The 22,713-nt window shown below is 63.7% G+C and carries 25 protein-coding genes and 1 pseudogene; 22 read left to right on the top strand and 4 right to left on the bottom strand.

The genetic code is table 11. The annotated features are described in order from the left end of the window. The 12 genes from NA8A_RS22815 to NA8A_RS22760 form a co-directional block, all read left to right on the top strand. The coding region (locus NA8A_RS22815) for an AAA family ATPase (protein ID WP_009452797.1) at positions 1 to 468 on the top strand (468 nt) is incomplete at its 5' end. Beyond that, on the top strand, positions 465 to 1,223 hold the full coding sequence (locus NA8A_RS22810; RefSeq protein WP_009451504.1) for a DNA-methyltransferase: 759 nt from the start codon (positions 465 to 467) through the stop codon (positions 1,221 to 1,223). The genes NA8A_RS22815 and NA8A_RS22810, both read left to right, overlap by 4 nt. Further along, entirely contained in the window at positions 1,220 to 1,474 is a 255-nt protein-coding gene (locus NA8A_RS22805) for a hypothetical protein (RefSeq protein ID WP_009452117.1), read from the top strand. The genes NA8A_RS22810 and NA8A_RS22805 overlap by 4 nt, the downstream gene beginning before the upstream one ends. Next, the gene (locus NA8A_RS22800) at positions 1,471 to 1,989 is read left to right on the top strand and encodes a DUF2840 domain-containing protein (RefSeq protein ID WP_009452796.1); all 519 of its coding nucleotides are present in this window, start codon (positions 1,471 to 1,473) and stop codon (positions 1,987 to 1,989) included. The genes NA8A_RS22805 and NA8A_RS22800 overlap by 4 nt, the downstream gene beginning before the upstream one ends. Next, positions 1,986 to 2,546, top strand: a complete 561-nt coding sequence (locus tag NA8A_RS22795) for a S26 family signal peptidase (protein WP_009452794.1) — start codon at positions 1,986 to 1,988, stop codon at positions 2,544 to 2,546. Before NA8A_RS22800 ends, NA8A_RS22795 begins: the two co-directional genes overlap by 4 nt. Positions 2,547 to 2,580: 34 nt before the next feature. After that, entirely contained in the window at positions 2,581 to 2,925 is a 345-nt protein-coding gene (locus tag NA8A_RS22790) for a DUF736 domain-containing protein (protein WP_009452793.1), read from the top strand. Further along, positions 2,922 to 3,689, top strand: a complete 768-nt coding sequence (locus NA8A_RS22785; protein WP_009452792.1) for a lytic transglycosylase domain-containing protein — start codon at positions 2,922 to 2,924, stop codon at positions 3,687 to 3,689. Before NA8A_RS22790 ends, NA8A_RS22785 begins: the two co-directional genes overlap by 4 nt. Before the next feature lie 247 nt (positions 3,690 to 3,936). Beyond that, on the top strand, positions 3,937 to 5,922 hold the full coding sequence (locus tag NA8A_RS22780) for a relaxase/mobilization nuclease domain-containing protein (RefSeq protein ID WP_040673415.1): 1,986 nt from the start codon (positions 3,937 to 3,939) through the stop codon (positions 5,920 to 5,922). Between the two features lie 15 nt (positions 5,923 to 5,937). Next, the gene (locus NA8A_RS22775; protein WP_009452790.1) at positions 5,938 to 7,938 is read left to right on the top strand and encodes a conjugal transfer protein TraG; all 2,001 of its coding nucleotides are present in this window, start codon (positions 5,938 to 5,940) and stop codon (positions 7,936 to 7,938) included. A 3-nt stretch (positions 7,939 to 7,941) separates the two neighbouring features. Beyond that, complete coding sequence (locus tag NA8A_RS22770; protein WP_009452789.1) at positions 7,942 to 8,373, top strand: ribbon-helix-helix domain-containing protein; 432 nt, start codon at positions 7,942 to 7,944, stop codon at positions 8,371 to 8,373. Positions 8,374 to 8,434: 61 nt separating this feature from the next. Further along, the gene (locus tag NA8A_RS22765; protein WP_009452788.1) at positions 8,435 to 8,695 is read left to right on the top strand and encodes an AbrB/MazE/SpoVT family DNA-binding domain-containing protein; all 261 of its coding nucleotides are present in this window, start codon (positions 8,435 to 8,437) and stop codon (positions 8,693 to 8,695) included. Next, entirely contained in the window at positions 8,692 to 9,102 is a 411-nt protein-coding gene (locus NA8A_RS22760; protein WP_009452787.1) for a type II toxin-antitoxin system VapC family toxin, read from the top strand. The genes NA8A_RS22765 and NA8A_RS22760 overlap by 4 nt, the downstream gene beginning before the upstream one ends. A 243-nt stretch (positions 9,103 to 9,345) precedes the next feature. Here NA8A_RS22760 and NA8A_RS22755 read toward each other — a convergent pair whose 3' ends face one another. The 4 genes from NA8A_RS22755 to NA8A_RS22740 all read right to left on the bottom strand — a co-directional run bounded on the left by NA8A_RS22755 (position 9,346) and on the right by NA8A_RS22740 (position 13,727). Continuing rightward, complete coding sequence (locus tag NA8A_RS22755; RefSeq protein ID WP_009452786.1) at positions 9,346 to 11,391, bottom strand: hypothetical protein; 2,046 nt, start codon at positions 11,389 to 11,391, stop codon at positions 9,346 to 9,348. Further along, entirely contained in the window at positions 11,388 to 11,786 is a 399-nt protein-coding gene (locus tag NA8A_RS22750; protein ID WP_143088047.1) for a hypothetical protein, read from the bottom strand. The genes NA8A_RS22755 and NA8A_RS22750 overlap by 4 nt, the downstream gene beginning before the upstream one ends. Before the next feature lie 83 nt (positions 11,787 to 11,869). Continuing rightward, positions 11,870 to 12,787 (bottom strand): hypothetical protein, encoded by a 918-nt coding sequence (locus NA8A_RS22745; RefSeq protein ID WP_009452784.1) that lies wholly within the window; start codon positions 12,785 to 12,787, stop codon positions 11,870 to 11,872. A 208-nt stretch (positions 12,788 to 12,995) separates the two neighbouring features. Beyond that, positions 12,996 to 13,727 (bottom strand): hypothetical protein, encoded by a 732-nt coding sequence (locus NA8A_RS22740; RefSeq protein ID WP_009452783.1) that lies wholly within the window; start codon positions 13,725 to 13,727, stop codon positions 12,996 to 12,998. 428 nt (positions 13,728 to 14,155) lie between these two features. Here NA8A_RS22740 and trbB point away from each other — a divergent pair, with 428 nt between their 5' ends. From trbB to NA8A_RS22690, 10 genes and pseudogenes are all read left to right on the top strand, one after another. Further along, on the top strand, positions 14,156 to 15,154 hold the full coding sequence (trbB, locus tag NA8A_RS22735) for a P-type conjugative transfer ATPase TrbB (RefSeq protein ID WP_040673407.1): 999 nt from the start codon (positions 14,156 to 14,158) through the stop codon (positions 15,152 to 15,154). Then, positions 15,151 to 15,480, top strand: a complete 330-nt coding sequence (locus NA8A_RS22730) for a TrbC/VirB2 family type IV secretion system protein (RefSeq protein ID WP_009452781.1) — start codon at positions 15,151 to 15,153, stop codon at positions 15,478 to 15,480. The genes trbB and NA8A_RS22730 overlap by 4 nt, the downstream gene beginning before the upstream one ends. Then, positions 15,480 to 15,761, top strand: coding sequence for a VirB3 family type IV secretion system protein (locus tag NA8A_RS22725; protein ID WP_009452780.1), 282 nt, complete (start codon positions 15,480 to 15,482; stop codon positions 15,759 to 15,761). The genes NA8A_RS22730 and NA8A_RS22725 overlap by 1 nt, the downstream gene beginning before the upstream one ends. A 10-nt stretch (positions 15,762 to 15,771) precedes the next feature. After that, a complete protein-coding gene (gene trbE / locus NA8A_RS22720; protein WP_009452779.1) occupies positions 15,772 to 18,294 on the top strand; it encodes a conjugal transfer protein TrbE in 2,523 nt (840 codons plus the stop codon). After that, positions 18,291 to 19,067, top strand: coding sequence for a P-type conjugative transfer protein TrbJ (trbJ, locus tag NA8A_RS22715; protein ID WP_009452778.1), 777 nt, complete (start codon positions 18,291 to 18,293; stop codon positions 19,065 to 19,067). Before trbE ends, trbJ begins: the two co-directional genes overlap by 4 nt. Positions 19,068 to 19,087: 20 nt before the next feature. Next, the gene (trbK-alt, locus tag NA8A_RS22710; protein WP_009452777.1) at positions 19,088 to 19,375 is read left to right on the top strand and encodes a putative entry exclusion protein TrbK-alt; all 288 of its coding nucleotides are present in this window, start codon (positions 19,088 to 19,090) and stop codon (positions 19,373 to 19,375) included. A 3-nt stretch (positions 19,376 to 19,378) separates the two neighbouring features. Next, positions 19,379 to 20,737, top strand: coding sequence for a P-type conjugative transfer protein TrbL (gene trbL / locus NA8A_RS22705; RefSeq protein WP_009452776.1), 1,359 nt, complete (start codon positions 19,379 to 19,381; stop codon positions 20,735 to 20,737). Beyond that, positions 20,734 to 21,423 carry a conjugal transfer protein TrbF gene (gene trbF, locus NA8A_RS22700; RefSeq protein WP_009452775.1) on the top strand — a complete coding sequence of 230 codons (690 nt, stop codon included), beginning with the start codon at positions 20,734 to 20,736 and terminating at the stop codon, positions 21,421 to 21,423. The genes trbL and trbF overlap by 4 nt, the downstream gene beginning before the upstream one ends. Next, positions 21,420 to 22,430, top strand: a complete 1,011-nt coding sequence (trbG, locus tag NA8A_RS22695) for a P-type conjugative transfer protein TrbG (protein WP_009452774.1) — start codon at positions 21,420 to 21,422, stop codon at positions 22,428 to 22,430. The genes trbF and trbG overlap by 4 nt, the downstream gene beginning before the upstream one ends. After that, a pseudogene (locus NA8A_RS22690) lies at positions 22,427 to 22,713 on the top strand (TrbI/VirB10 family protein); the annotation flags it as partial. The gene trbG and the pseudogene NA8A_RS22690, both read left to right, overlap by 4 nt.

Genomic DNA, 22,713 nt, shown 5'->3' with positions numbered 1-22,713 from the left:
GGCCTGGCGCGCGACACGCTGCATCGCGAAGCGCCGGAAATCGCCGGCGGCGTCGATCATGTCGTCATAGACGGCCCGCCGCGTGTTGCCGGCCTGATGCGCTCGGCGCTGCTCGCCGCCGACCTCGTGCTGATCCCGGTGCAGCCGTCTCCGCTCGACGGATGGGCTTCGGCCGAGATGCTGGCGCTTCTGGCGGAAGCGCGCATCTACCAGCCGCAGCTCGCCGCCCGCTTCGTCCTCAATCGCTGCGGCGCGCGCACCGTCATCGCACGCGAGACGGCCGAGACGCTGGCTGACCACGATCCTCCGGTGCTCGCCACCACCATCGGCCAGCGCGTCGTCTTCGCCAACGCCGCGCAGACCGGACGGCTCACATCCGACATCGACCGCCATTCGCCGGCAACGCGCGAGATCGCGGCGCTGGCCACCGAGATCGCGCGCCTCGGCGTCGGGAGGACCGCGCCATGATTGTGCTCCCCGAAATCATACTGTCCGGCGACTGCCGGGACCGCATGCCATCGCACGGTCCGTTCGACATGATCCTCGCCGATCCCCCTTACGGCGACACGTCGCTCGCATGGGACCGGCGGGTCGAGGGCTGGCTAGTGCTCGCACGCGCGGCGCTTGCGCCAACCGGCTCGATGTGGGTCTTCGGCTCGCTGCGCAGCTTCATGGCGAGCGCCGGCCGTTTCGCAGACGCTGGCTTGCGGCTCGCCCAGGAGATCGTCTGGGAGAAGCAGGACGGGAGCAGCTTTCATGCCGACCGCTTCAAGCGCGTGCATGAGCTGGCCGTCCAGTTCTATCCGGCCGAGACGCCCTGGGGCGAGATATACAACGATCCGCAGACCACGCCCGACGCGACCGCCCGCACGGTGCGGCGCAAGCAGCGTCCACCCCATACCGGCAAGATCGATCCCGGCTACTATGTCAGCCATGACGGTGGCCCACGCCTGATGCGCTCGGTCATCTACGTGCGCAACTGCCACGGTCGCGCCATCCATCCGACCGAGAAGCCTTCCGCCCTCCTCGAAATCCTCATCCGCACGAGCTGCCCGCCCGGTGGTCTTGTCGGCGATTGGTTCGCGGGATCCGGTGCGGCCGGCGAAGCCTGCCGGCTCTCCGGCCGTCGCTACATCGGCTGCGAGATCGACCCGACGATGGCCGACCGCGCCCGTGACCGCATCGCTGCCGTCTTGCCATTCCATGACGGAGGCCCGTCATGACGTCCGGCACGGACAAGCGCGGCTTCGCCACGCGCCCGGCCGATCCCGATAACTGGATCAAGATCGGCGACGCAGCGTCGCCACGCAGGGATGCCGCCGACGTCTATTCGGCGCGGCTGACCGTGGACATCACGCCGGCGTTGCGCGGCCGCATCAAGATCGCGGCCTTCCAGCGCGGCGTCACCGTCGCCGACATGCTCCGCGACCTGTTCGCGCGGGAGTTCCCGCCTGCTGATGGAGGAACGCCATGACCGGCTTCCAGCCCGGCCGCATGGGCGGCCACGCGCTGCCTGACGACGCGCCTGCCTTCACCACGCTGGTTCACCTCACCTGGGAAGAAGGCCGGATTGAGCACCGCATCCGCTTCGGCCGGACGATCTACCAGCGGAAGATCGACCGGCGCAGCCGCGTCGTCGGCTTCGCGCCGAACAGCGTCTTCGCCTTCGTCCGATGGGCGTCGAACGATTATGGCACCGTCGTTTCCCGCATAGACATCCTGCGGGCGATCGGTCGCGGCGAGCCGTTCCAGACGCTGCCTTTCGTCCGTCCGGGCGGCGACCTTCTCCTGAAGCTCCACGGCTGGCCGAAGGTCGAGCGCGTGCTTCAGCTCATCGACGCGATTGATGCGCTCGGTATCGAGCCAGCCGACGCCGCGCCAGCCTATTGGCGGCACGTCCACAACCGCCTCACCGCCAACGCGGAACCGCGCCTCTATACACGCGACCAGCACGATGCCTGGCGCGCGCGCCGGAGCATCCTGCCATGAGTGCGCGCCGCGTCACGCTCGCCGCCATGCTGGCCGGTGCGGTTCTCGTTGCCGCGCCGATCGTCAGCGGCCATGCCCCGCGCTTCATCTGGAACGCATCGGCCAGTGTTCCGATCGGACTCTATTCGCTCGCGCCCGTTCGGTCGATCGCGGTCGGCGATCTGGTCGTGGTGCTGCCGCCCGACGACCTCGCCGGCTTCCTCGACGCACGCGGCTACCTGCCGCGCGGCCTGCCGCTCATCAAGCGCGTACTGGCGCTGCCCGGCACCGAGGTCTGCCGCCGTGGTCCGTCCGTGATCGCTTACGATCACGCCTATGGCGATGCGCAGCCGCGCGATCGCTTTGGCCGCGATCTGCCGCAATGGCAGGGCTGCCGTGTGATCGCCGCCGGTGAGGTCTTCCTGCTCAACTGGGACTCGGGCGACAGCCTCGACGGCCGCTACTTCGGCGCGCTTCCCGCCTCGGCCGTCATCGGCCGTGCGCTTCCTCTCTACACCGACGAAGACGGCGACGGCCACTTCCGCTGGTGCTTCGCCGATCCGGCCCTTGAGCCGTGAACTTCCCCTCAACCGCACCACAGGAGACGACATCATGGCAGACCTCGGCAGTTTCACCCGCACGGAAACCGGTTTCAAAGGGCGCTTCGAAGGGCTCGGCATCGAAGGGTCGCTCACCTTCGTTCCGGCCAAACCTTCGGAGGCCGAGAACGCGCCGGCCTACCGCATCCTGCTCGGCGACGAGAACGGCCGCGATATAGGCGCGGGCTGGTCGCATGTCGGCGAAAAGGCCGGCGAATTCGTCTCCATCGAGGTTTACAGCCCGCTGTTCGGCTGGCTGCGCGCCAACCTATTCCGCGACAGCGACGACGACGACACCGTCTGGAGCCTCCACACCAACGACCAGCGGACCAAGCGCGCTGAAGGAACCGACAAGTGACGGATCAACGTCCTGCCGGCGTCGGACGGCGTTCTTCCGTCCGGCGTCCGGTGCTCCTCCTCTTCCTTTCCGGCCTGCTTCTCGGCCTCGCGCCCGCGCCCGCGATCCGTGCGCAAACCGTGCAGGCCGCGCGGCCGGAGGTCGGCGGTCCCTATGCCGTCGACATCGCCGAGGCCGCGCACCGTTTCGGCATTCCGGCCGCATGGATCGCGGCCGTCCTCGCCGCCGAAAGCAATGGCGATCCGACCGCCGTATCGTCGGCCGGTGCAATGGGCCTGATGCAGCTCATACCCGCAACATGGGATGAACAGCGCGCGCTTCACCGGCTCGGCAACGACCCCTTCCAGCCGCGCGACAACATTCTCGCGGGCTCAGCCTATCTGCGCGCCATGTGGGACCGCTACCGCAATGTCACCGACATGCTCGCCGCCTATAATTTCGGCCCCGGCCGGTATGACGAATACCTCGCAGGCGAACGCGACCTGCCGGCCGAAACGCGCGACTACATCGCCGCGCTCGTTCCCCTTTTCGGCAGCGATCCGCTCCCGCCGGGCGCTATCGTCGGCCCGCCGCGCATCACCGATTGGCGCGATGCACCGCTCTTCGTCACGGCTCCGGCCGACGTGGTATCTGCATCCCGTCTGCACGGCAAACGCAGCGTGGGCGCAACTTCGGATGCGTCTTCGCCGTCGCTCAATCCGCTCGCGCCATTCTCGTCCGGGGCGCTGTTCGTCGCCCGCCCGGCCTCGGGAGGTATGCCATGAGCGGAATCGCGCCCCTTCGCGTTGCAGCGAACTGCCGGAAAGGGAAGGAAGGGTCGCGGGCCGGGAGAGGCACGGCGACAGGAAGACGGCAAGGTAAAAGCGCCTGCGCAAACCACCCGCAAGCCATTGGAATGGCTTGGTGTTTTACGCATATGGCGATCGGTCGTGCATACGCATGGGCGATTTTGTCAGCAAAATCAAAGGCAATTTGTATGGGCGGCCCCGCCGTGCCTCCTGGGAGGCGCGCATGAGCGACGACAGCGATTTCCGCATCCGCCCTGGCAAGCCGCGCTCGACCCGCGTGCCGCGCACCAAGACCTTCATCAACCAGGTGCTACGCGCGGCCAGGCAAGCGAGCAACACGCCGGTTCGCGGATCAAGCTCGCCGTCACGGCGGGTCGGCACCGGCCGCTCGACCTTCGGCCGCGGCCGCAATGTGATCTCTCGCAACCGGCTGCTCGGTTCGCATCGCCGCGTCGTCGCCAAGGCGCGCATCGCCCGACATCGGGGTCGGGCTTTCCGCTCGGCACCGATCTCGGCGCATCTCTCTTATCTGAAGCGCGAAGGCGTCAGCCGCGACGGCGAGAAGGGCGTCATGTTCGATGCCGACAACGACCGCGCCGACGATCTCGGCTTCGCCGATCGCTGCCAGGACGACCGGCATCATTTTCGCTTCATCATCTCCCCGGAAGACGCCGGCCAGATGGAAGATCTGCGCGCCTTCACCCGCGATCTTGCAAAACAGATGGAGGCCGACCTTGGCACGCTCCTCGATTGGGTCGCCGTCGAGCATTGGAACACGGACAACCCGCACGTCCATCTTCTCGTGCGCGGTGTCGACGACACCGGCGCCGATCTCGTCATATCGCGCGACTATATCAGCCACGGCCTGCGCGGACGGGCCGAGGAGTTGGTCGACGCCGAACTCGGCCCCAAGCCCGAGCACGAAATCCGCGCCAGCCTCGCGCGCGAGGTCGAAGCCGACCGCTGGACACGCCTCGATCGGGAGATCACACGCCAGTCCAACGAGCTTGGCTATATCGACCTGCGGCCCGAGGCGAAGGGGCCGGACGATCCCCAAATCCGTCGGCTACTCGTCGCCCGCCTGCGCCATCTCGAAAAGATGGGGCTCGCCGCCGACGCCGGCGTCAACGAATGGTTCGTCGAGCCGGGCGCGGAACGGGTGCTCCGCGATCTCGGCCATCGCGGTGACATCATCAAGACCATGCACAATGCCTTCGCCGGGCTCGGCGAGGAGCGTGGTGTCGCCGACTTCGCAATCGACCCTGGCAAGGACGGGTCGCCGGCCCGCCTGCGCCATCTCGAAAAGATGGGGCTCGCCGCCGACGCCGGCGTCAACGAATGGTTCGTCGAGCCGGGCGCGGAACGGGTGCTCCGCGATCTCGGCCATCGCGGTGACATCATCAAGACCATGCACAATGCCTTCGCCGGGCTCGGCGAGGAGCGTGGTGTCGCCGACTTCGCAATCGACCCTGGCAAGGACGGGTCGCCGATCATCGGCCGGCTGGTCGACAAGGGCCTGCATGATGAGCTGACCGGCGAAGCCTATGCCGTGATCGATGGCACGGATGGTCGCGCCCATCACGTCCGGCTGCGCGGCATCGAGGCGCTCGAGCGCACGCCGCCGGTCGGCGGCATCGTCGAGGTTCGCCGCTTCGGCGGGCCGGACGATCCCCGGCCCACCATCGTCCTCGCCAACCGCTCCGACCTCGATCTCCAGACCCAGATCACCGCGCCGGGCGCGACCTGGCTCGATTACCGGCTGGTCGAGAAGGAGGCGATGCCGCTCGGCGCCGGCGGCTTCGGCCGCGAGTTGCGCGAGGCGATGGACGCGCGCGCCGAGCATCTCGCCGACGAAGGCTTCGCCCGGCGCGAGGGCCAGCGGATCATTCTCCAGCGCAATCTCCTGGCGACGCTCCGCCGACGCGAACTCGACGCCGTGGGCGAGCAGCTCTCGGCCGAGACCGGCTTGCAGCATGTGAAGGCGCAGGCCGGCGAATATGTCGCCGGCACCTATCGCCGCCAGCTCTCACTCTCCTCCGGCCGCTTCGCCGTGGTCGAGGGGATCGGTCCGGACGGCGGGCGCGGCTTCCATCTCGTCCCCTGGTCCCGCGAGATCGAACACAAGCTCGGCCAGCACATCTCCGGCGTCGCCCGCAGCGGAGGCGGCATCGACTGGTCACTCGGCCGCAAGCGCGACCTCGGCCTCTGACGAAAGGAACCTCCCATGTCCGGCACCAAAATCCTCTGGGGGCAGATCAGCATCGTCTTCCTGATCGTGCTCGCCTCGGTCTGGGGCGGCACGCAATGGGTGGCGTTCCGTCTCGGCTTCCAGCCCCAGCTCGGCCCGGCATGGTTCGAGATCGCCGGCTGGCCGGTCTACTATCCGCCGGCGCTGTTCTGGTGGTGGTATTTCTATGAAGCCTATGCCCCGCGCATCTTCGCCGAGGGCGGCATCATCGCGGCGTCGGGCGGCTTCATCTCCATCGCCGTCGCCATCACCATGTCGGTAATGCGCGCCCGCGAGGCCAACGACATCGACACCTATGGCTCGGCACGATGGGCCGACCGCACGGAGATCGAGCGCACCGGCCTGCTCGGGCCGGACGGCGTGGTCCTCGGCCGCTACGAGCGCGACTATCTGCGGCATGACGGGCCGGAGCATATTTTGTGCTTTGCTCCGACGCGCTCGGGCAAGGGCGTCGGGTTGGTCGTGCCGAGTCTGCTGACCTGGCCGGGCTCGGCGATCGTCCACGATATTAAAGGGGAGAACTGGCAACTTACCGCCGGATTCCGGGCGAAGCATGGCCGTGTCCTGCTGTTCGACCCAACCAATGCCGCGTCGGCCGCCTACAATCCCTTACTTGAGGTGCGGCGGGGCGAGTGGGAAGTGCGCGACGTGCAGAATGTCGCCGACGTGCTGGTCGATCCGGAAGGCAGCCTGGAGAAGCGAAACCATTGGGAGAAGACCAGCCACTCATTGCTGGTCGGCGCCATCCTGCATGTGCTTTACGCAGAAGCCGACAAGACGCTCGCCGGCGTCGCCGCCTTCCTCTCCGATCCTCGCCGCACGATCGAAGCGACTTTGGACGCGATGATGGCTACCCGCCATCTCGGCGAAAAGGGACCACATCCCGTCGTCGCATCGACGGCGCGGGAACTGCTCAACAAGAGCGACAATGAACGCTCGGGTGTCCTATCCACCGCCATGAGCTTTTTGGGCCTCTACCGCGATCCGGTGGTCGCTGCCGTGACCTCGCGCTGCGACTGGCGCATCGCCGATTTGATCGCCGACCCGAAACCGTCGACGCTGTTTCTGGTCGTTCCGCCCTCGGACATCTCGCGCACCAAACCCCTCATTCGCCTCGTGCTGAATCAGATTGGCCGGCGATTGACCGAGGACCTCCATGCCAAGGACCGGCGGCATCGCGTCCTGATGCTGCTCGACGAGTTTCCAGCGCTGGGCAGACTCGACTTCTTCGAATCGTCGTTGGCGTTTCTCGCCGGCTACGGCATCAAGAGCTTCCTTATCGCCCAATCGCTCAACCAGATCGAAAAAGCGTATGGGGCGAACAATGCGATCCTCGACAATTGCCACGTGCGCGTCAGCTTCGCGACCAATGACGAGCGCACCGCCAAGCGCGTTTCCGATGCCCTCGGCACGGCGACAGAGATGAAGGCGATGCAAAACTATGCCGGCAGCCGCCTGGCGCCGTGGCTCGGCCACATCATGGTGTCGCGTTCCGAGACCGCCCGCCAGCTCCTCACTCCCGGCGAGATCATGCAGCTCCCACCAGATGACGAGATCGTCATGGTGGCAGGAACGCCGCCGATCCGGGCGAAGAAGGCGCGCTACTACACCGATCCCCGCCTCATGGAACGCGTCCTGCCACCGCCGGATCCGGCGACGATCGCCGTCAGTGCGCGGCCGGACGGATGGTCGGCGCTCAAGCCCCTGAAACCTGATGCCGAGCTGGTCGCGGCCCCCGAGCCGACTGCCAAGGACGACGAGGACAAGGCCAATTCGAGCCTTCGCCGGGAACCGGAGCTGCCGGACCATGTGGAGATCGTCCACGAGAAGAAGGAGCCGGAGCCCGAGAACGAGTTTCGGCACCTGCTCGGTGACGATCAGGAAGACATCGCCCGGCAGCGCCAGGCCATGCGCCGCCAGATGCACGGCCTCGCGCGCCAGGTTTCCATGGACCCGAACGACACCATTGATATGTGAGGAATGACCTTGCGCCAACGCCTATGCCTGACCCTTCCTTCCGACCTGCTAGCCCGACTCAACGATCTCGCCGACCGTCGCAAGCTGTCGCGCTCGGCCGTCGCCGAAGCGGCTATCGCCTCATTCCTGTCGCCCGACGCCCTCGACACGCGCGAAGCCGCCTTTACCCGCCGGCTCGATCGCCTGTCGCGCCAGACGGCCCGGCTTGAACGCGACGTGCGGTTGACCGCCGACACGCTGGCGCTGTTCGTCCGCCACTGGCTGACCATCACCCCGCCTCTGCCGCCCGAGGCTCACGCGACCGCGCAGGTCAAAGGCAAGGAGCGGTTCGAGGGTTTCGTCCAGACGCTCGCCATACGGCTCCAGCAGGGCAGTAGCTTCCTGAGTGAGATCCCCGACGATATTGATCTAGGCCGAGAAGACGCCGATGACTGACCATGCTTGTGGAATGTCGACTTCGAACGTATATACATTACCGTATATACAGGAGGTCCCCATGCCCCATATCGCTAAAGTCTTTCAGTCCGGCAACTCGCAGGCTGTCCGCTTGCCGAAGGAGTTTCGCTTCGATGTTGAGGAGGTGGAGGTGTCGCGCGAAGGCGACGCTGTGATCCTGCGCCCGAAGTCCGACACAAGCCGTCGGTGGGCCTCGCTGCACGCCGCCGTCGAACGCGGCTTCAGCGACGACTTCATGGCCGACGGGCGCGACCAGCCCGAGGATCAGGAGCGTCCCGAACTCGATCAAGCGTTTCAGTGAGCCTGCGTCTGCTCGACACCAATGCGGTGATCTCGCTGGTGGCGCGACGCTCCGATGCGTTGCTGCGACGAGTCGAGGCGTCCGAACCTGGTTCACTGGCCGTTTCCTCCGTGGTCGCGCACGAACTCTATTTCGGTGCCTATCGCAGCGAGAAGGTGGCGTTCAACCTCGAAACGCTCCGGCTCCTCTTTGCCGATCTCGGCGTCCTCGACTTTGAACGCGAAGACGCCCGCGTGGCTGGCGAAATCCGGGCTGAGCTGAAGCGGCAGGGAACGCCGATCGGGCCATACGACACTCTCATCGCCGGGCAGGCCAAGGCACGGAATCTCACGCTCGTCACTAACAATACCGATGAGTTTTCGCGTATCGCAGGGTTGCAGATCGAGGACTGGACCATAGCCAGATAGCCGCTGGGATAGCCACTCGTTAACCCCGCAACGGATCAATGTCGGAAAATCGACAGCTCGCGACCCCATCTTGGACGTTCAAAGATCTATTGCTGTTTCCCGAAAGCTGCCGTTCGAGCCGCACTGCGGGCAACAAGATTCGGGGCCGCTAGCCGACGGTATGCTTTCAGGCCATTCGCTCAAATTTTTGCTTTACAGTGACACCTGTGCCCGGGCCGGTCGAGTGGGAGCAAAACGCTACTCTCACTTGGCTTTGAGGATGAAGCCTTCAAAGGAATGTATGGTAGCCTCGACTCCCTGCAGTGCGGCATTAACTCGTTCCAGAACCTCCGAGGTGGTCACAAGAATTTGCCGTTGAGTCCCAGCACTTTGGGCACTAGCCTCAAAGAATGCGGCCAAGTCCAACTCGCGCATTTGTTGCTGGCCAGGCTCATCGAAGACTGAAAACCCGACGTGATTGGTTTCAAAGCTTTTCGACAACTGCGTGAGAGCGAGAATGTAGGCCCACTTCAGGCGAATGCCATCGCTCGCGGATGCCTCGAACCCAATATCTTTAACGACCCTCTCGCCGTCTTCGTCTTCCGTGACGACTTGGGGACGAAAGTCGTCAGGTGAAAGCGTGATGTCACTCGCTCGAAAGGACTGAAAGCGGAAACGGGCGAGCAAGCTCTGTATGGTATTTTGGAATGCGTTGATCTTGGATTGGTCGGATGCCGTGAGATCCCCCGGGCCAAGGTCTTTTAACTCGGCTCGAGCACGTGCCCATTCTCGTGCTATCGCGCGCAGACCGTCGACGACTCCATCGACCTTCTCTTGCTGCGTTTGCCAGCGTTCGAGACGGGCTTCTAGACGTACAATTTCTTCCAGTTCGGAGCGTGCCGGGCTCGTCGTCGGACGAAGGAGGTCGCGCTTGAGCGATCTAATTTTTGAGCGCTGTTCTTGTATCTCCTCACGTAGGGATTGATATCGTACCTTTATGAGGTCCAGACTGTCAGATGCCGACCCAAGCATGGCACGATACAAATCAAGCTGAGACTTGATGAAGATGATGTTCTCTTCGAGTCCCATGGCTTCGCGACTGACTACTGGAAGAAGCTCTGTTTTTACAGCTTGCTGACAGGTGGGGCACGTATGGTCCGTTGCTGCCGAACCAAGTGTCGAGCCAAGCTTCTGCAGCTTTAAAGCGTCTTGATTACGGAGAAGGTCGGTCTCGAGGGCCTCAATGCGATCGCTGAACCCTTGCCGCTCACTGTCGGCGAGTTGAAAATCCTGCCTAAGAACTTGGATTTGCGAGCTCAGATCCTCATAGCGCTCTTCGGCCTCGACAAGTTCAGCTTTGAGTTCGTTTGTGGCGTTATCGACAACGGCATACTCAGACTCGTCGAAAGCGCTGATCCGGCTCCGGATTTCTTCTGTGACGCTAGCCAGAGAGCGCCATTCGTCACTGTAGTATACGGAGAGTTGCACGGTGCCGTCCTGACCGAAGCCGGCGGTAGGTTCATTGGGAAGACCTTCGATCCGAACCAGCGTGCCTTTCCCCTCAACGACTTCTCTACGGAGTTCACGATACCGTGTTTGCAGGATCAATTGCTCCTTTCGGAGTTCACTCCTCCGACGGCGTACTTTTCCAGCATCAAGATCGAGGATGAATTCCATTACTCGACGAGGAAGATCTTGTATTCCCAGATAGGTAGGGAGTGGTCCCTGCACGGCAGACCAACCTCGCTTTTGTTCAACAAAGAACATCGGGAATAGAGTTTCGATATAGAGTAGGCCTTCGTCGCCATCAAACCGTGGCACTTGCGGGAGGTCCCATCCTATGAACTTGGCGAGACGATGATGGAATCCGTCCTCACGACTTGCCGCGCCGGCGTCGTAGAGGAAAAAGTCTCGCTGATTGCCAAGGCCGAGATCGACCTTATTAAGTCGACAGTCCCACGTCTGTACCAACTTTTGGTTTGCCGCGCCTGTGATATCGCGTCGGACCGTTAAGTATTCGCCGTTTTCATTGGCGAGTTCGAGTACGACATGAGACTCAAGGACAGCTTCGTACGGGCTTTGGGTATCCCTCCTTATACGTTCACGCATGGCGTACGGCAGAGGAACATCAAGTTTGGGACTGATGGCCCGTTCCAGACCGAGCGCATAGATAATGGACATCAACGTGGTCGATTTTCCGGATGTGTTGTCGGCCTGAATGATATTCAGGCCCGGCGACAACGGAACATCGACACCATAGCTATTCTCGGCGGTTATAGACCGCAGCCTTATATGCCGAATCTGGATCATAAAAGGCGCTTCCCTACCAGAAGCAATTGCTGAACAAAGCTCTCTGTGATCTTCGCTCCAAGGCTCCTCAGAAATGCCTGTTCGTCAACGAGAACATCATTCATGGACTCGATTTCTTTTGCGGTCTCGATCCCTCTCTCTGTCAGAGTAAGAGTTGTCCGATTGCTGCTTATGGACCAATCGGCGAATCCTTCACCAACGAGAAAATCGAGAGCGCGTGTAAATGCAGGTTCAACGCGTAAACGCCATGCATACGCGGGTTCATTTTCCTCAAGTATTGCCTTCAGCTTATCCTGAGATGGTTTCGAACGCAGAGCATCGTTCAGGACATGCATTTTGGCGAAGGAGGCTTTCTTGCCGCGCGAATGTAACAGGGCCAACAGAGTGACGGACACGCGCCACGATATTCGCATATCCCCCGCGCATGGCTTAGGGCGCTCCCTAAATACAAAGGTTATATCTCGCTCGCTCATTATGACTAACCACTTGTGGGGGGTGTAAAATCGAGCGGGCATTCGATCAGCCACGTTCCGATTTGTCCCATTGCGATCGCGCGGACGGCATTCGTCTCCAGAGTTGGCAGTGCAGCGGACAGTGTCTGGTATAGTCGATCCTGCTCAATCGTAAGGAGATCCGCGGCTGGTCCCGACACAGTGCCTGATGTCTCAAGTCGGTCTTCTTCGAGGGCGATGGCGGTGGTCGCCCTTTCCCAAAGTTCAGGTGCGTCACGCTTCAACTGATCAAGAGCGTTCTCCGCTCGGATGTGTGTCCTGATAAATCCAAACTTTCTTTTGGCTACTTGCTCAGGATTCAACTGCGGGAAAGCGCGTACAATTTTCTGCGCCAAGGCCTCGCTAATAGTGTTGCCGGCAACCGAGACCTCGTCATCGTCCGGTGTTTTCAGGATCAGAGTAGCGCCGCACGCCTGCAACCTGATTCTGTCAATTTCTTTGGAGAAATCCTCTTGGCAGTGAACAAGGCCTCGGAAATCAGGGGCAAGAAAAGGCAAGCCTGCGTCCATCACTTGTTGCGATTTTTTTGCTACCGTTTTGACTACATCTTTATCATCCAAGAAAGGGCATAAAAGTATCCAACGGCGTACCTTCAGCCCACCAAGAAGTTCGAGTATTTTGCCTTTGTTTGTTACAAGCTTATTCAGGTCGCGATTGGCTTTCGCGCGCATGGCGCTTGCAGCCTTGCTCGTATCTCCGGTCTCCTCAGGGGAATAGCTCTGGTAGACGCATCCATCTGTCGTGATGCATTCGATGCCAAGATCGCCATTAACGCGAGCCGGTATTGGCTGGACATTTTCGGCACCATGACGCTCGCGAACAAGCCGTAGGCTGAATTGTTCCCACTCGTTCCCGTCCCAGTCACGGGGATATTTTTCAATCATGCCAAACCCGCGTCCCCCAACGAGTAGGTACCATCTTTGATGCTTCCAAACACGTCAAGATGAAACTGGATTTGCTAGCTGTCACAGAAATTTGTCGACGTAGTAATGAGAAGCCAAAGGTCAGCTCGTCTGCTTTGAAAGATTTGAGCCGAACTACAGCAATGAGGCCGCCTATCAATTCGCTCTTGAGCGCACTCCGCCGACCCGATTACCCATCATCCTGATCAGCGGCAAAGAGGGCACCCCACCGCTCTTGAATTTGTCCGATGCTTGCGTTGACGAGCGGGCCTAAAAAATCAGCAGAGTTGTCTACAATCCCCTCGGCAACCTGATCTGCGGCCTCGCCAATGACCTTCTTGCCTAGCGTTTTCAACGCTCCTTTGATGACCCCCTTTACACTGCTGTCGGGTGCACCGGCGTTCACCAAGGCATCTCTGATAGCTTGGTGTTGATTTTCAGGGATGATGTCCAACATCAGGTCCGTGACGGTATCCAAGGGCGCACGGACTAGGGCAGTGTTAAACGATGTGTCGGAGAAATGCCCGATATCCCGGATTCTCTGACGCATATGTGCGAGAACCAACGGGTTCTCGATCTCCATCACGAAGTAATCGCCATCTTTTGCGAACTTGGTATGGACCAACGCCTGTTTAACAAGCTCGTTCAGCCTCTCCTGATCACTCCCATGTCGGCGTATTTCGAGATCAAAAATTAGCTGCGAAGCTTTCGTTCGTGTGACCATGAGGTCAGTCATCAGACTGTAGATGGTCGCTTCCGGCTTGAGGATGCCAATACTGCGCATCAGATCAAATACGCGCAACTCGATCTCGCGCTTCGGAAGCGATCCAAATGCCGGAGTCATGAAATCTGTAAGGAAGCTTGCAAGTTCGGCTTTGAGTTTCTCTTCCTCCACCCCTTCGAGCGCATGCGTGATGTCCATATAATCCCCCTTCAATCGCAGGCTAGAATATCAACATTATGCTCTGGAAGGAACTACAGAGCTAAGTCTTCTTCGAGAGGCGTTGCCGTTGAAATGCGGAGGCTACTGAACGGCCGCTATCTCGGTGTCGCCGCCCCGAAGCCGTCGGGCAGCAGCCCACCCCAAAGCTGCGGTTGATACCGCATCAAATTTGGGCGGACTTTTCCATGGGCGCTGGTGCCTGCTGAAACGCTACGGACTGCAGTCCCAACGCGGCTGATTCGCGTTCTGGCGCTCGCTCGCGGGGCGCGCAACTCCGCCGTTCTCCTGTATTACTTCGCTGCGCTACTACTACGACCGAAACTTGTTGAATCGGCCCGTTTTGCCGTCCTTTTAGTCATCCCTATCTGGGGACCGCATTCGCCCTCCTCCCCGGAAACGGGGACGAGATGGCCAGCCAAAATCGAAAACAGGCAACGATGGAACGCGGCGCGCGCATGCTCCGCACCGCGCTCGGGCCTGCCATCTCGGACTTGTTGCGCGACCCCTCCATCGTCGAGGTGATGCTGAATCCGGATGGGCGCATCTGGCTGGATCGCCTCGCCGGGGGACTGGAAGACACCGGCGAAAAGCTGACCCCGGAAGACGGCGAGCGCATCGTCCGGCTGGTCGCCCACCATGTCGGGGCGGAAGTCCATGCCCGGTCCCCGCGCGTCTCGGCCGAGCTGCCGGATTCGGGCGAACGGTTCGAGGGCCTGCTTCCGCCTGTCGTCGCCGCACCGACCTTCGCCATCCGTAAGCCGGCCGTGGCCGTCTTCACCCTCCACGATTATGTCGCCGCCGGGATCATGGCCGAAGCCCAGGCCGCCGCGCTGCGCGAAGCCGTCGTATCGCGCGCCAACATCCTCGTGGCGGGCGGCACGAGTACCGGCAAAACCACACTCACCAATGCGCTGCTGGCCGAAGTCGCTAAGACGCAGGACCGCGTCGTCATCATCGAGGACACACGCGAGCTGCAATGCGCGGCCGAGAACGTCGTCGCCATGAGAACAAAGGATGGTGTTGCTAGCCTCTCCGATCTGGTCCGTTCCTCGCTGCGCCTGCGCCCCGACCGCATCCCGATCGGCGAGGTGCGTGGCGCCGAGGCGCTCGATCTCCTCAAAGCCTGGGGCACCGGCCATCCCGGCGGCGTCGGAACGATCCACGCCGGCTCCGCCATCGGCGCGTTGCGTCGCCTCGAGCAGCTCATCCAGGAGGCGGTCGTCACCGTTCCGCGCGCCATGATCGCCGAGACCATCGACCTGGTTGCCGTCCTTTCCGGCCGGGGCGCCGCCCGTCGCCTTGCCGAGCTTGGTCGCGTCGAAGGGCTCGGCCCCGACGGCGACTACCGGCTTTCCCCCGCCATTCCAGAGCCAACCCCGACCCACGATCAAGGAGAACCTGCATGATCCGCCGTGCCTTCCGCGTCCGCCACCATATCGCAACCGCCGCCGCCTTCACCTGGGTCGCGCTGCTGACCTCGCCGGCCTTCGCCTCCGGCTCCTCCATGCCCTGGGAGGCGCCGCTTCAGTCGATCCTCGAATCCATCGAAGGCCCGGTGGCGAAAATTGTCGCCGTCATCATCATCATCGTGACCGGCCTGACGCTCGCCTTCGGCGACACCGGCGGCGGCTTCCGGCGGCTGATCCAGATCGTTTTCGGCATCTCGATCGCCTTCGCGGCCAGTTCCTTCTTCCTGTCATTCTTTTCGTTCGGCGGCGGGGCGGTAATCTGATGGCGGCCGTCCTCGAACAGCTCGACGCCGTGCCGGGGTTCACCGCCCCGGTTCACCGGGCGCTGAGCGAGCCCATCCTGCTCGGCGGCGCGCCGCGCTCGGTGGCGATCCTCAACGGCACGCTCGCCGGGGCGATCGGCCTCGGTCTCCAGCTCTGGCTCGCCGGCATCCTGATCTGGGCGCTCGGCCATGTCGCCGCCGTCTGGGCGGCGAAGCGCGATCCCCTCTTCGTCGAGGTCGCGCGCCGCCATCTGCGCGTGCCTGGCCACCTGTCCGTGTGAGGCGCGCGCGATGATGAACCTTGCAGAATATCGCCGCACCGCCGCCCGCCTCGCCGACTACCTGCCCTGGGTGGCGCTAGTTGGTCAGGGCGTCGTGTTGAACAAGGATGGCTCGTTCCAGCGCAGCGCGAAGTTCCGCGGCCCGGATCTCGACTCCGCGGTTGCCGCCGAGCTCGTCGGCGTCGCCGCGCGCCTCAACAATTCCTTCCGCCGCCTTGGCTCCGGCTGGTGCATCTTCGTCGAGGCGCAGCGGTCCGAGGCCGGCATCTATCCCAACGATGTCTTTCCCGATCCCGCCTCCGCTCTGGTCGATGCCGAGCGCAAGGCCGATTTCGAGGAGGAAGGCAGCCACTTCGTCTCCGACTACTACCTCACTTTCCTTTGGCTGCCCCCGGCAGAGGAAGCCGCCCGCGCCGAAAGCTGGCTCTACGAGGGCCGCGAGACCTCCGGCGTCAATCCCTGGGAGCTGGTGCGTGGCTTCGTCGACCGCACCGACCGCGTGCTGGCGCTACTCGACGGCTTCATGCCCGAGTGCCGCTGGCTGACCGATGCCGAGACCCTGACCTATCTCCATTCGACCGTCTCGACCAAACGGCATCGCGTGCGCGTGCCTGAGACGCCAATCTATCTGGACGCGCTGCTCGCCGACGAGGCGCTGACCGGCGGGCTCGAACCGCGCCTCGGCTCCGCCCATCTGCGCATTCTGACCATCACCGGATTCCCGAGCGTCACCACGCCCGGCTTGCTCGACGATCTCAATCGTTTGGCATTTCCCTATCGCTGGTCCACCCGCGCCATCCTGATGGACAAGACGGACGCGACCAGGCTGCTCACGAAAATCCGGCGGCAATGGTTCGCGAAGCGCAAGAGCATCGCGGCAATTCTGAAAGAGGTGATGACGAACGAGCAATCGGCGCTCGTCGACACCGATGCCGCAAATAAGGCGCTCGACGCCGACATGGCCTTGCAGGAACTCGGCGCAGACATGGCTGGCATCGCCTATGTCACCGCGACCGTCACGGTCTGGGACGAGGACGCCCGCCGCGCCGACGAAAAGCTGCGGCTGGTCGAGAAGGTCGTTCAGTCCCGCGATTTCAGCGTCATGGTGGAGACCGTCAATAGCGTCGATGCCTGGCTCGGCTCGCTGCCGGGCCACGCCTACGCCAATGTGCGTCAGCCTCCGATCTCGACGCTCAACCTTGCCCACATGGTTCCTTCGTCCGCCGTGTGGGCGGGGCCGGAAAGGGACGATCACTTCGGCGCACCCCCGCTGCTTCACGGCAGGACCGAAGGATCGACCCCTTTCCGGCTCTCACTTCACGTCGGCGACGTGGGCCACACGCTCGTCATCGGCCCCACCGGCGCGGGCAAGTCGGTTCTGCTGGCGCTCATGGCGCTGCAATTCCGGCGCTACCCGCGCAGCCAGATCTTCGCCTTCGATTTCGGGGGCTCCATCAGGGTCGCCACTCTGGCGATGGGCGGGGACTGGCACGATCTCGGCGGCCGGCTGACCGAAAGCACGGAAAGCTCTGTCTCGCTCCAGCCGCTCGCCCGCATCGAGCAAACGCAGGATCGCGCCTGGGCCGCCGACTGGATCGTGGCGATCCTCCAGCGCGAAGGCGTCACGATCACGCCCGAGGCCAAGGAGCATATCTGGACCGCACTGTCCTCGCTCGCCTCGGCCCCAATCGAGGAGCGCACCATCACCGGGCTGTCGGTGCTGCTCCAGTCCAACGATCTGAAGCTCGCCATCCAGCCTTATTGCGTCGGCGGCCCCTACGGGCGCCTGCTCGACGCGGAGGCCGAGAACCTCGGGGACGCTTCCGTCGTCGCCTTCGAGACCGAGGGGTTGCTCGAAAGCGGCGCGGCGCCCGCCACTCTCGCCTATCTCTTCCACCGCATCGCCGACCGCCTTGATGGGCGCCCGACGATGATTGTCATCGACGAGGGCTGGCTGGCGCTCGGCGATCCCGCCTTCGCCAAGCAGTTGGGCGAATGGCTGGTCACGTTGCGCAAGAAGAACGCCTCCGTCATCTTCGCCACGCAATCGCTCGCCCAACTCGAAAAGAGCAGCATCGCGCCGGCGATCATCGAGAGCTGCCCTACGCGACTGCTCCTGCCCAACGACCGCGCCGTCGAGCCGCAGATCACCGCGATTTACAGGCGGTTCGGCCTGAATGATCGCCAGATCGAGATCCTGGCTCGCGCCATCCCGAAACGGGACTACTACTGCCAATCAAGGCGCGGCGATCGGCTGTTCGAGCTGGGCCTGTCCGAAGTCGGCCTCGCGCTCTGCGCCGCCTCCTCGAAATCCGACCAGACTTTGATCGCCGACATCCTCGCCGAGCATGGCCGCGATGGCTTCCTTGCGGCGTGGCTCACGGCGCGCGGCGTCGAATGGGCGGCCGACCTCATTCCCAACCTCACCAACATCGCCGCTGCACCGGAGTCCCTGGCGCCAGAAGCGGCGCTGGCGACGGCGCTCGATCTTACCGATGCCCTTGAACTTGACCCAGAGGAGATCATGCCATGACCAGATACCGTCGTCCCCGTCTCGCCGGCGCTTCCCTGCTTGTGTTCACGCTCGCCGCGCCGCTGGTGCTGTCGCCGATATTCACTGCGCCGGCCCACGCCCTCTTCGGCTTCGGCCGGATCGTTTACGACCCGACCAACCACGCCGAGAACCTGCTGACCGCCGCCCGGACGCTTGAGCAGATCAACAACCAGATCACCTCGCTCCAGAACGAGGCGCAGATGCTCATCAACCAGGCGAAGAACCTGGCGAGCCTGCCGTACTCCTCCCTCCAGCAGCTCCAGCAGTCCGTCCAGCGCACCCAGCAGCTTCTCGCGCAAGCGCAGAACATCGCGTTCGACGTCCAGTCGATCGACCAGATGTTTCAACAGGACTACGGCAATCTCTCCCTCAACTCCACCGACCAGCAACTCATCACCGACGCGCGCAGCCGATGGGAAAATACCGTTGGCGGCTTGCAGGATGCGATGCGCGTCCAGGCCGGGGTCGTGGGCAATATCGACGCCAATCGCGCCGAGATGTCCGCGCTTGTCGGCGAGAGCCAGGGCGCTACTGGCGCGCTGCAAGCCACCCAGGCCGGCAACCAGCTCCTCGCCCTGCAAAGCCAGCAGCTCTCCGATCTGATCGCGGTGATCTCGGCCAACGGCAGAGCGGATGCCCTGTCGGAAGCCGAGCGCGCCACGGCCGCCGAGCAAGGCCGCATCCAGCGCGAACGCTTCCTGACTCCAGGCTCGGGCTATCAGCCCGGCGACGCAAGCATGTTCAACAACTGACGAGACGGAAGGGGGACATCATGGACGGCAAGGTGCTGGCCCGGATTGCGGCCATCATATTCGTCGCCGTCGCCATCACGGCGACGATCATCGAAATGACCCGCGAAGAAAAGGCCGGACCAGCGCCGGCCGCGCCCGCGCTCCAGCCAGCGGCGGACCCGCTGCGGCTGGAGCAGCGCCGGTGTCAGGAGTTGGGCGAAGCCGCCGCCAATGACGCCGCGTGCCTGCGCGTCTGGGCCGAGACCCGCGACCGCTTCCTCGGCCGCTCGCCAGCACCGGCAGTGCCCGCCCCGAATGAAGGGCGCTGAGCCATGGGTGGGACCGGCGTAATCGACGATTTCCTCGGCGTCTTCACGAGCTACATAGATTCCGGCTTCGGCCTGCTCGGCGGTGAGGTCGCCTTCATCGCCACGACCTTGATCGTCATCGACGTCACGCTGGCCGCCCTGTTTTGGGCGTGGGGCGCCGACGACGACATCATCGCCCGCCTCGTCAAGAAGACGCTGTTCGTCGGCGTGTTCGCCTACATCATTTCCAATTGGAACAACCTCGCACGGATCGTCTTCGAGTCGTTCGCCGGCCTCGGCCTCATGGCCTCCGGGACCGGATTCTCCACCGCCGATCTTTTGCGCCCCGGCCGCGTGGCCCAGACCGGCCTCGATGCCGGCCGGCCGCTGCTCGAATCCATCAGCGATTTGATGGGCTGGATCGCGGTCTTCGAGAACCTCGTCCAGATCCTTTGCCTGTTCTTCGCCTGGGCGCTGGTCATTCTCGCCTTCTTCATCCTAGCCGTGCAGCTCTTCGTGACGTTGATTGAGTTCAAGCTGACCACACTCGCCGGGTTCGTGCTGATCCCATTCGGGCTCTGGGGCAAATCAGCCTTCATGGCCGAGCGCGTTCTTGGCAATGTCGTCTCCTCGGGCATCAAAATCCTCGTCCTCGCCGTCATCATCGGCATCGGCTCGACCTTGTTCGGCCAGTTCACGGCCGGCTTCGGCGGCGCGACCTCGACGATCGACGACGCTATGGCCATCGTCCTTGCTGCCCTTTCCCTTCTCGGCCTGGGGATTTTCGGTCCGGGCATCGCGACCGGTCTCGTGTCCGGCGGGCCGCAACTCAGTGCCGGTGCAGCGATCGGGACCGGCCTCGCCGTCGGCGGCGCTGCAGTGGCGGCAGGTGGCGCAACCATGCTGGCAGCCCGTGGTGGTGGAGCCGCGCTCTCGGGCGGGGCTGCTCTGGCACGCAGCGGGGCAACTGCCGCCGGCGCTGCTTCATCCGCCTATACGCTATCCTCAATGGGTGAGTCGGGTGCCTCGCGCGTCGCCACCGGTCTCGGCGGCGTTGCCCGCGCCGGAGCTTCTGCGGCCGTCTCACCGCTGAAGCGCGCCGTCTCCCGCGCCGCCGACAGCCTCAAATCCAACCACACGGCCGGCGTGAAAGGCGCATTCGAGACCACTGGCGGCGCCTCGACCATGGGGACGCTCGGCGGCGGCGCATCGCAGGGATCTGCAAGCACGCCGTCGTCCGATGGTCCGCCCGCCTGGGCGCAGCGCATGCGCCGCAGCCAGGCCATGAGCCACGGCGTCACGGCGGCCGCCCATGCCGTCCGCTCCGGTGACAGCCATGGCGGCGGCTCCTCCATCAGCCTTTCCGAAAGCGACCGCACATGAACATCTTCAAGCGACCCACCACCCATTTCGGCAAGACACCGGAACCCGTCACACCCTATCAGAAGGCGGCCCAGGTCTGGGACGAGCGCATCGGCTCCGCCCGCGTTCAGGCCCGCAACTGGCGCTACATGGCCTTCGGCTGCCTGATCCTCTCGGCCGGCTTCGCCTCGGCGCTGGTCTGGCAATCGGCCCGAGGCACCGTCGTTCCCTGGGTGGTCGAGATCGACCGCCACGGCGAAGCCCGCGCCGTCGAATCCGCCGTCGCCGACTATCGGCCGACCGACCCGCAAGTGGCCTGGCACCTGGCCCGCTTCATCGAGCAGGTCCGGGGCCTCCCCTCTGACCCCATCGTCCTGCGCCAGAACTGGCTCCGCGCCTACGAGTTCACCACCGATAGGGGCGCGGTGGCATTGAACGAATACGCGAGGTCGAACGATCCCTTCACGCGCGTCGGTCGCCAGCAGGTCTCCGTCGAAGTCTCCAGCGTGATCCGCGCGTCGCCTGACTCGTTCCGCGTCGCCTGGTCCGAACAGCACTACGAGAACGGCCAGCTTTCCCGCACCGAACGCTGGACTGCGATCCTCACCATTTTCCTTCAGCAGCCGCGCACCGCCGAGCGCCTGCGCGCTAATCCTCTTGGAATCTATGTAAACGCGATCTCGTGGTCGCGGGAGTTGTCTCAATGATCCGCAAACCCCACAAAGCCGGACCTACGGCTTTCCGTAAACCCGCCTTCGCGGCTTTGCTGGCGACCACCATGCTCGCCGGCTGCGCGACCAACCGCACACCGCAGTTCAGCTACGATGACAACGTGCCGCCCCTTCCGGTCATCAGGACCGCCGTGGTCGACGGCACACCCCGGCCGTTGCACACGCCACCGGGCTGGGCCGTCGCGCGCGGCGGCGCGGCAGCCGGCACGCCGGAGGCCCGCGTCGGCAACGCCAATGCGGCCGCGCGCGTCGAGCCGCGCCGGGAAGGCTACCACAATGCGATCCAGATCTATCCCTGGTCGGAAGGCGCGCTGTTTCAGGTCTATGCAGCCGTCGGCCAGATCACCACGATCGCACTGGAGCCGGGCGAAAGTCTGACCGGGGCAGGACCGATCGCGGCTGGCGACACGACACGCTGGATCATCGGCGACACCGAAAGCGGCTCGGGGACCACGCGCCGCGTCCATGTGCTCGTCAAGCCGACGCGCGCCGGCATCTCTACCAATCTGGTAATTACCACGGACCGCCGCACCTATCTCATCGAGTTGCGCGCGAGCGAGGAAACGTGGATGCCGGCCATCGCCTGGGCCTATCCCGCGCCGCCGGCAAGCCAGCGCGCAACCGCAGCGGCTGCGCCGATCATTCCGGCCGAATCAGCGCGCAACTACCGCTATGGGGGCGACAACCCGCCCTGGCGGCCGACCACCGTGTTCGACGATGGGCGGCGCGCTTACGTGGTGTTCCCGCGCGGCATCGTTCAGGGCGAGATGCCGCCGCTGTTCGTCATCGGCTCGGGCGGCGAACCCGAGATCGTCAACAGCCGCATCTATCAGAACGTCCTCATTGTCGATCGCCTCTTCGGCGCGGCCGAGCTTCGGCTGGGCTCCGGCAACAGGCAGCAAACTGTCAGGATCGTGCGCATCCAGCCGGGCCAGACGGCAGCCTCGGAGCATACCACGGCAACGGGAGGAGCGCCGTCATGAGCGATAATGACGACCGGAAAGAGGAAAGCGTGGAGCTGGCGGGAACAGCCGGCGACGGCGCGGAGGCGATGCGCCTGCGCGCTGAAGCGCCGCGCGTCACCCGCATCTCGCGCAAGGTGCTGATGGGCGCGGGGCTGGTGGCCGGCATCGGCATCGGCGGGGCGTTGATCTATGCGCTTCAGGGCGTCGATCGGGTTGGTCAGCCGGAGGAGCTGATCTCGACCGATCGCCGCCAGACGGCAGACGGCTTGCAGGGTCTGCCCGGCAGCTATGGCGACGTGCC

It is taken from the genome of Nitratireductor indicus C115, from assembly GCF_000300515.1.
Taxonomy (GTDB): Bacteria; Pseudomonadota; Alphaproteobacteria; order Rhizobiales; family Rhizobiaceae; genus Nitratireductor; species Nitratireductor indicus.
The sequence above is the reverse complement of the archived record's forward strand: the minus strand, read 5'-3'. Positions and strand labels throughout refer to the sequence as shown.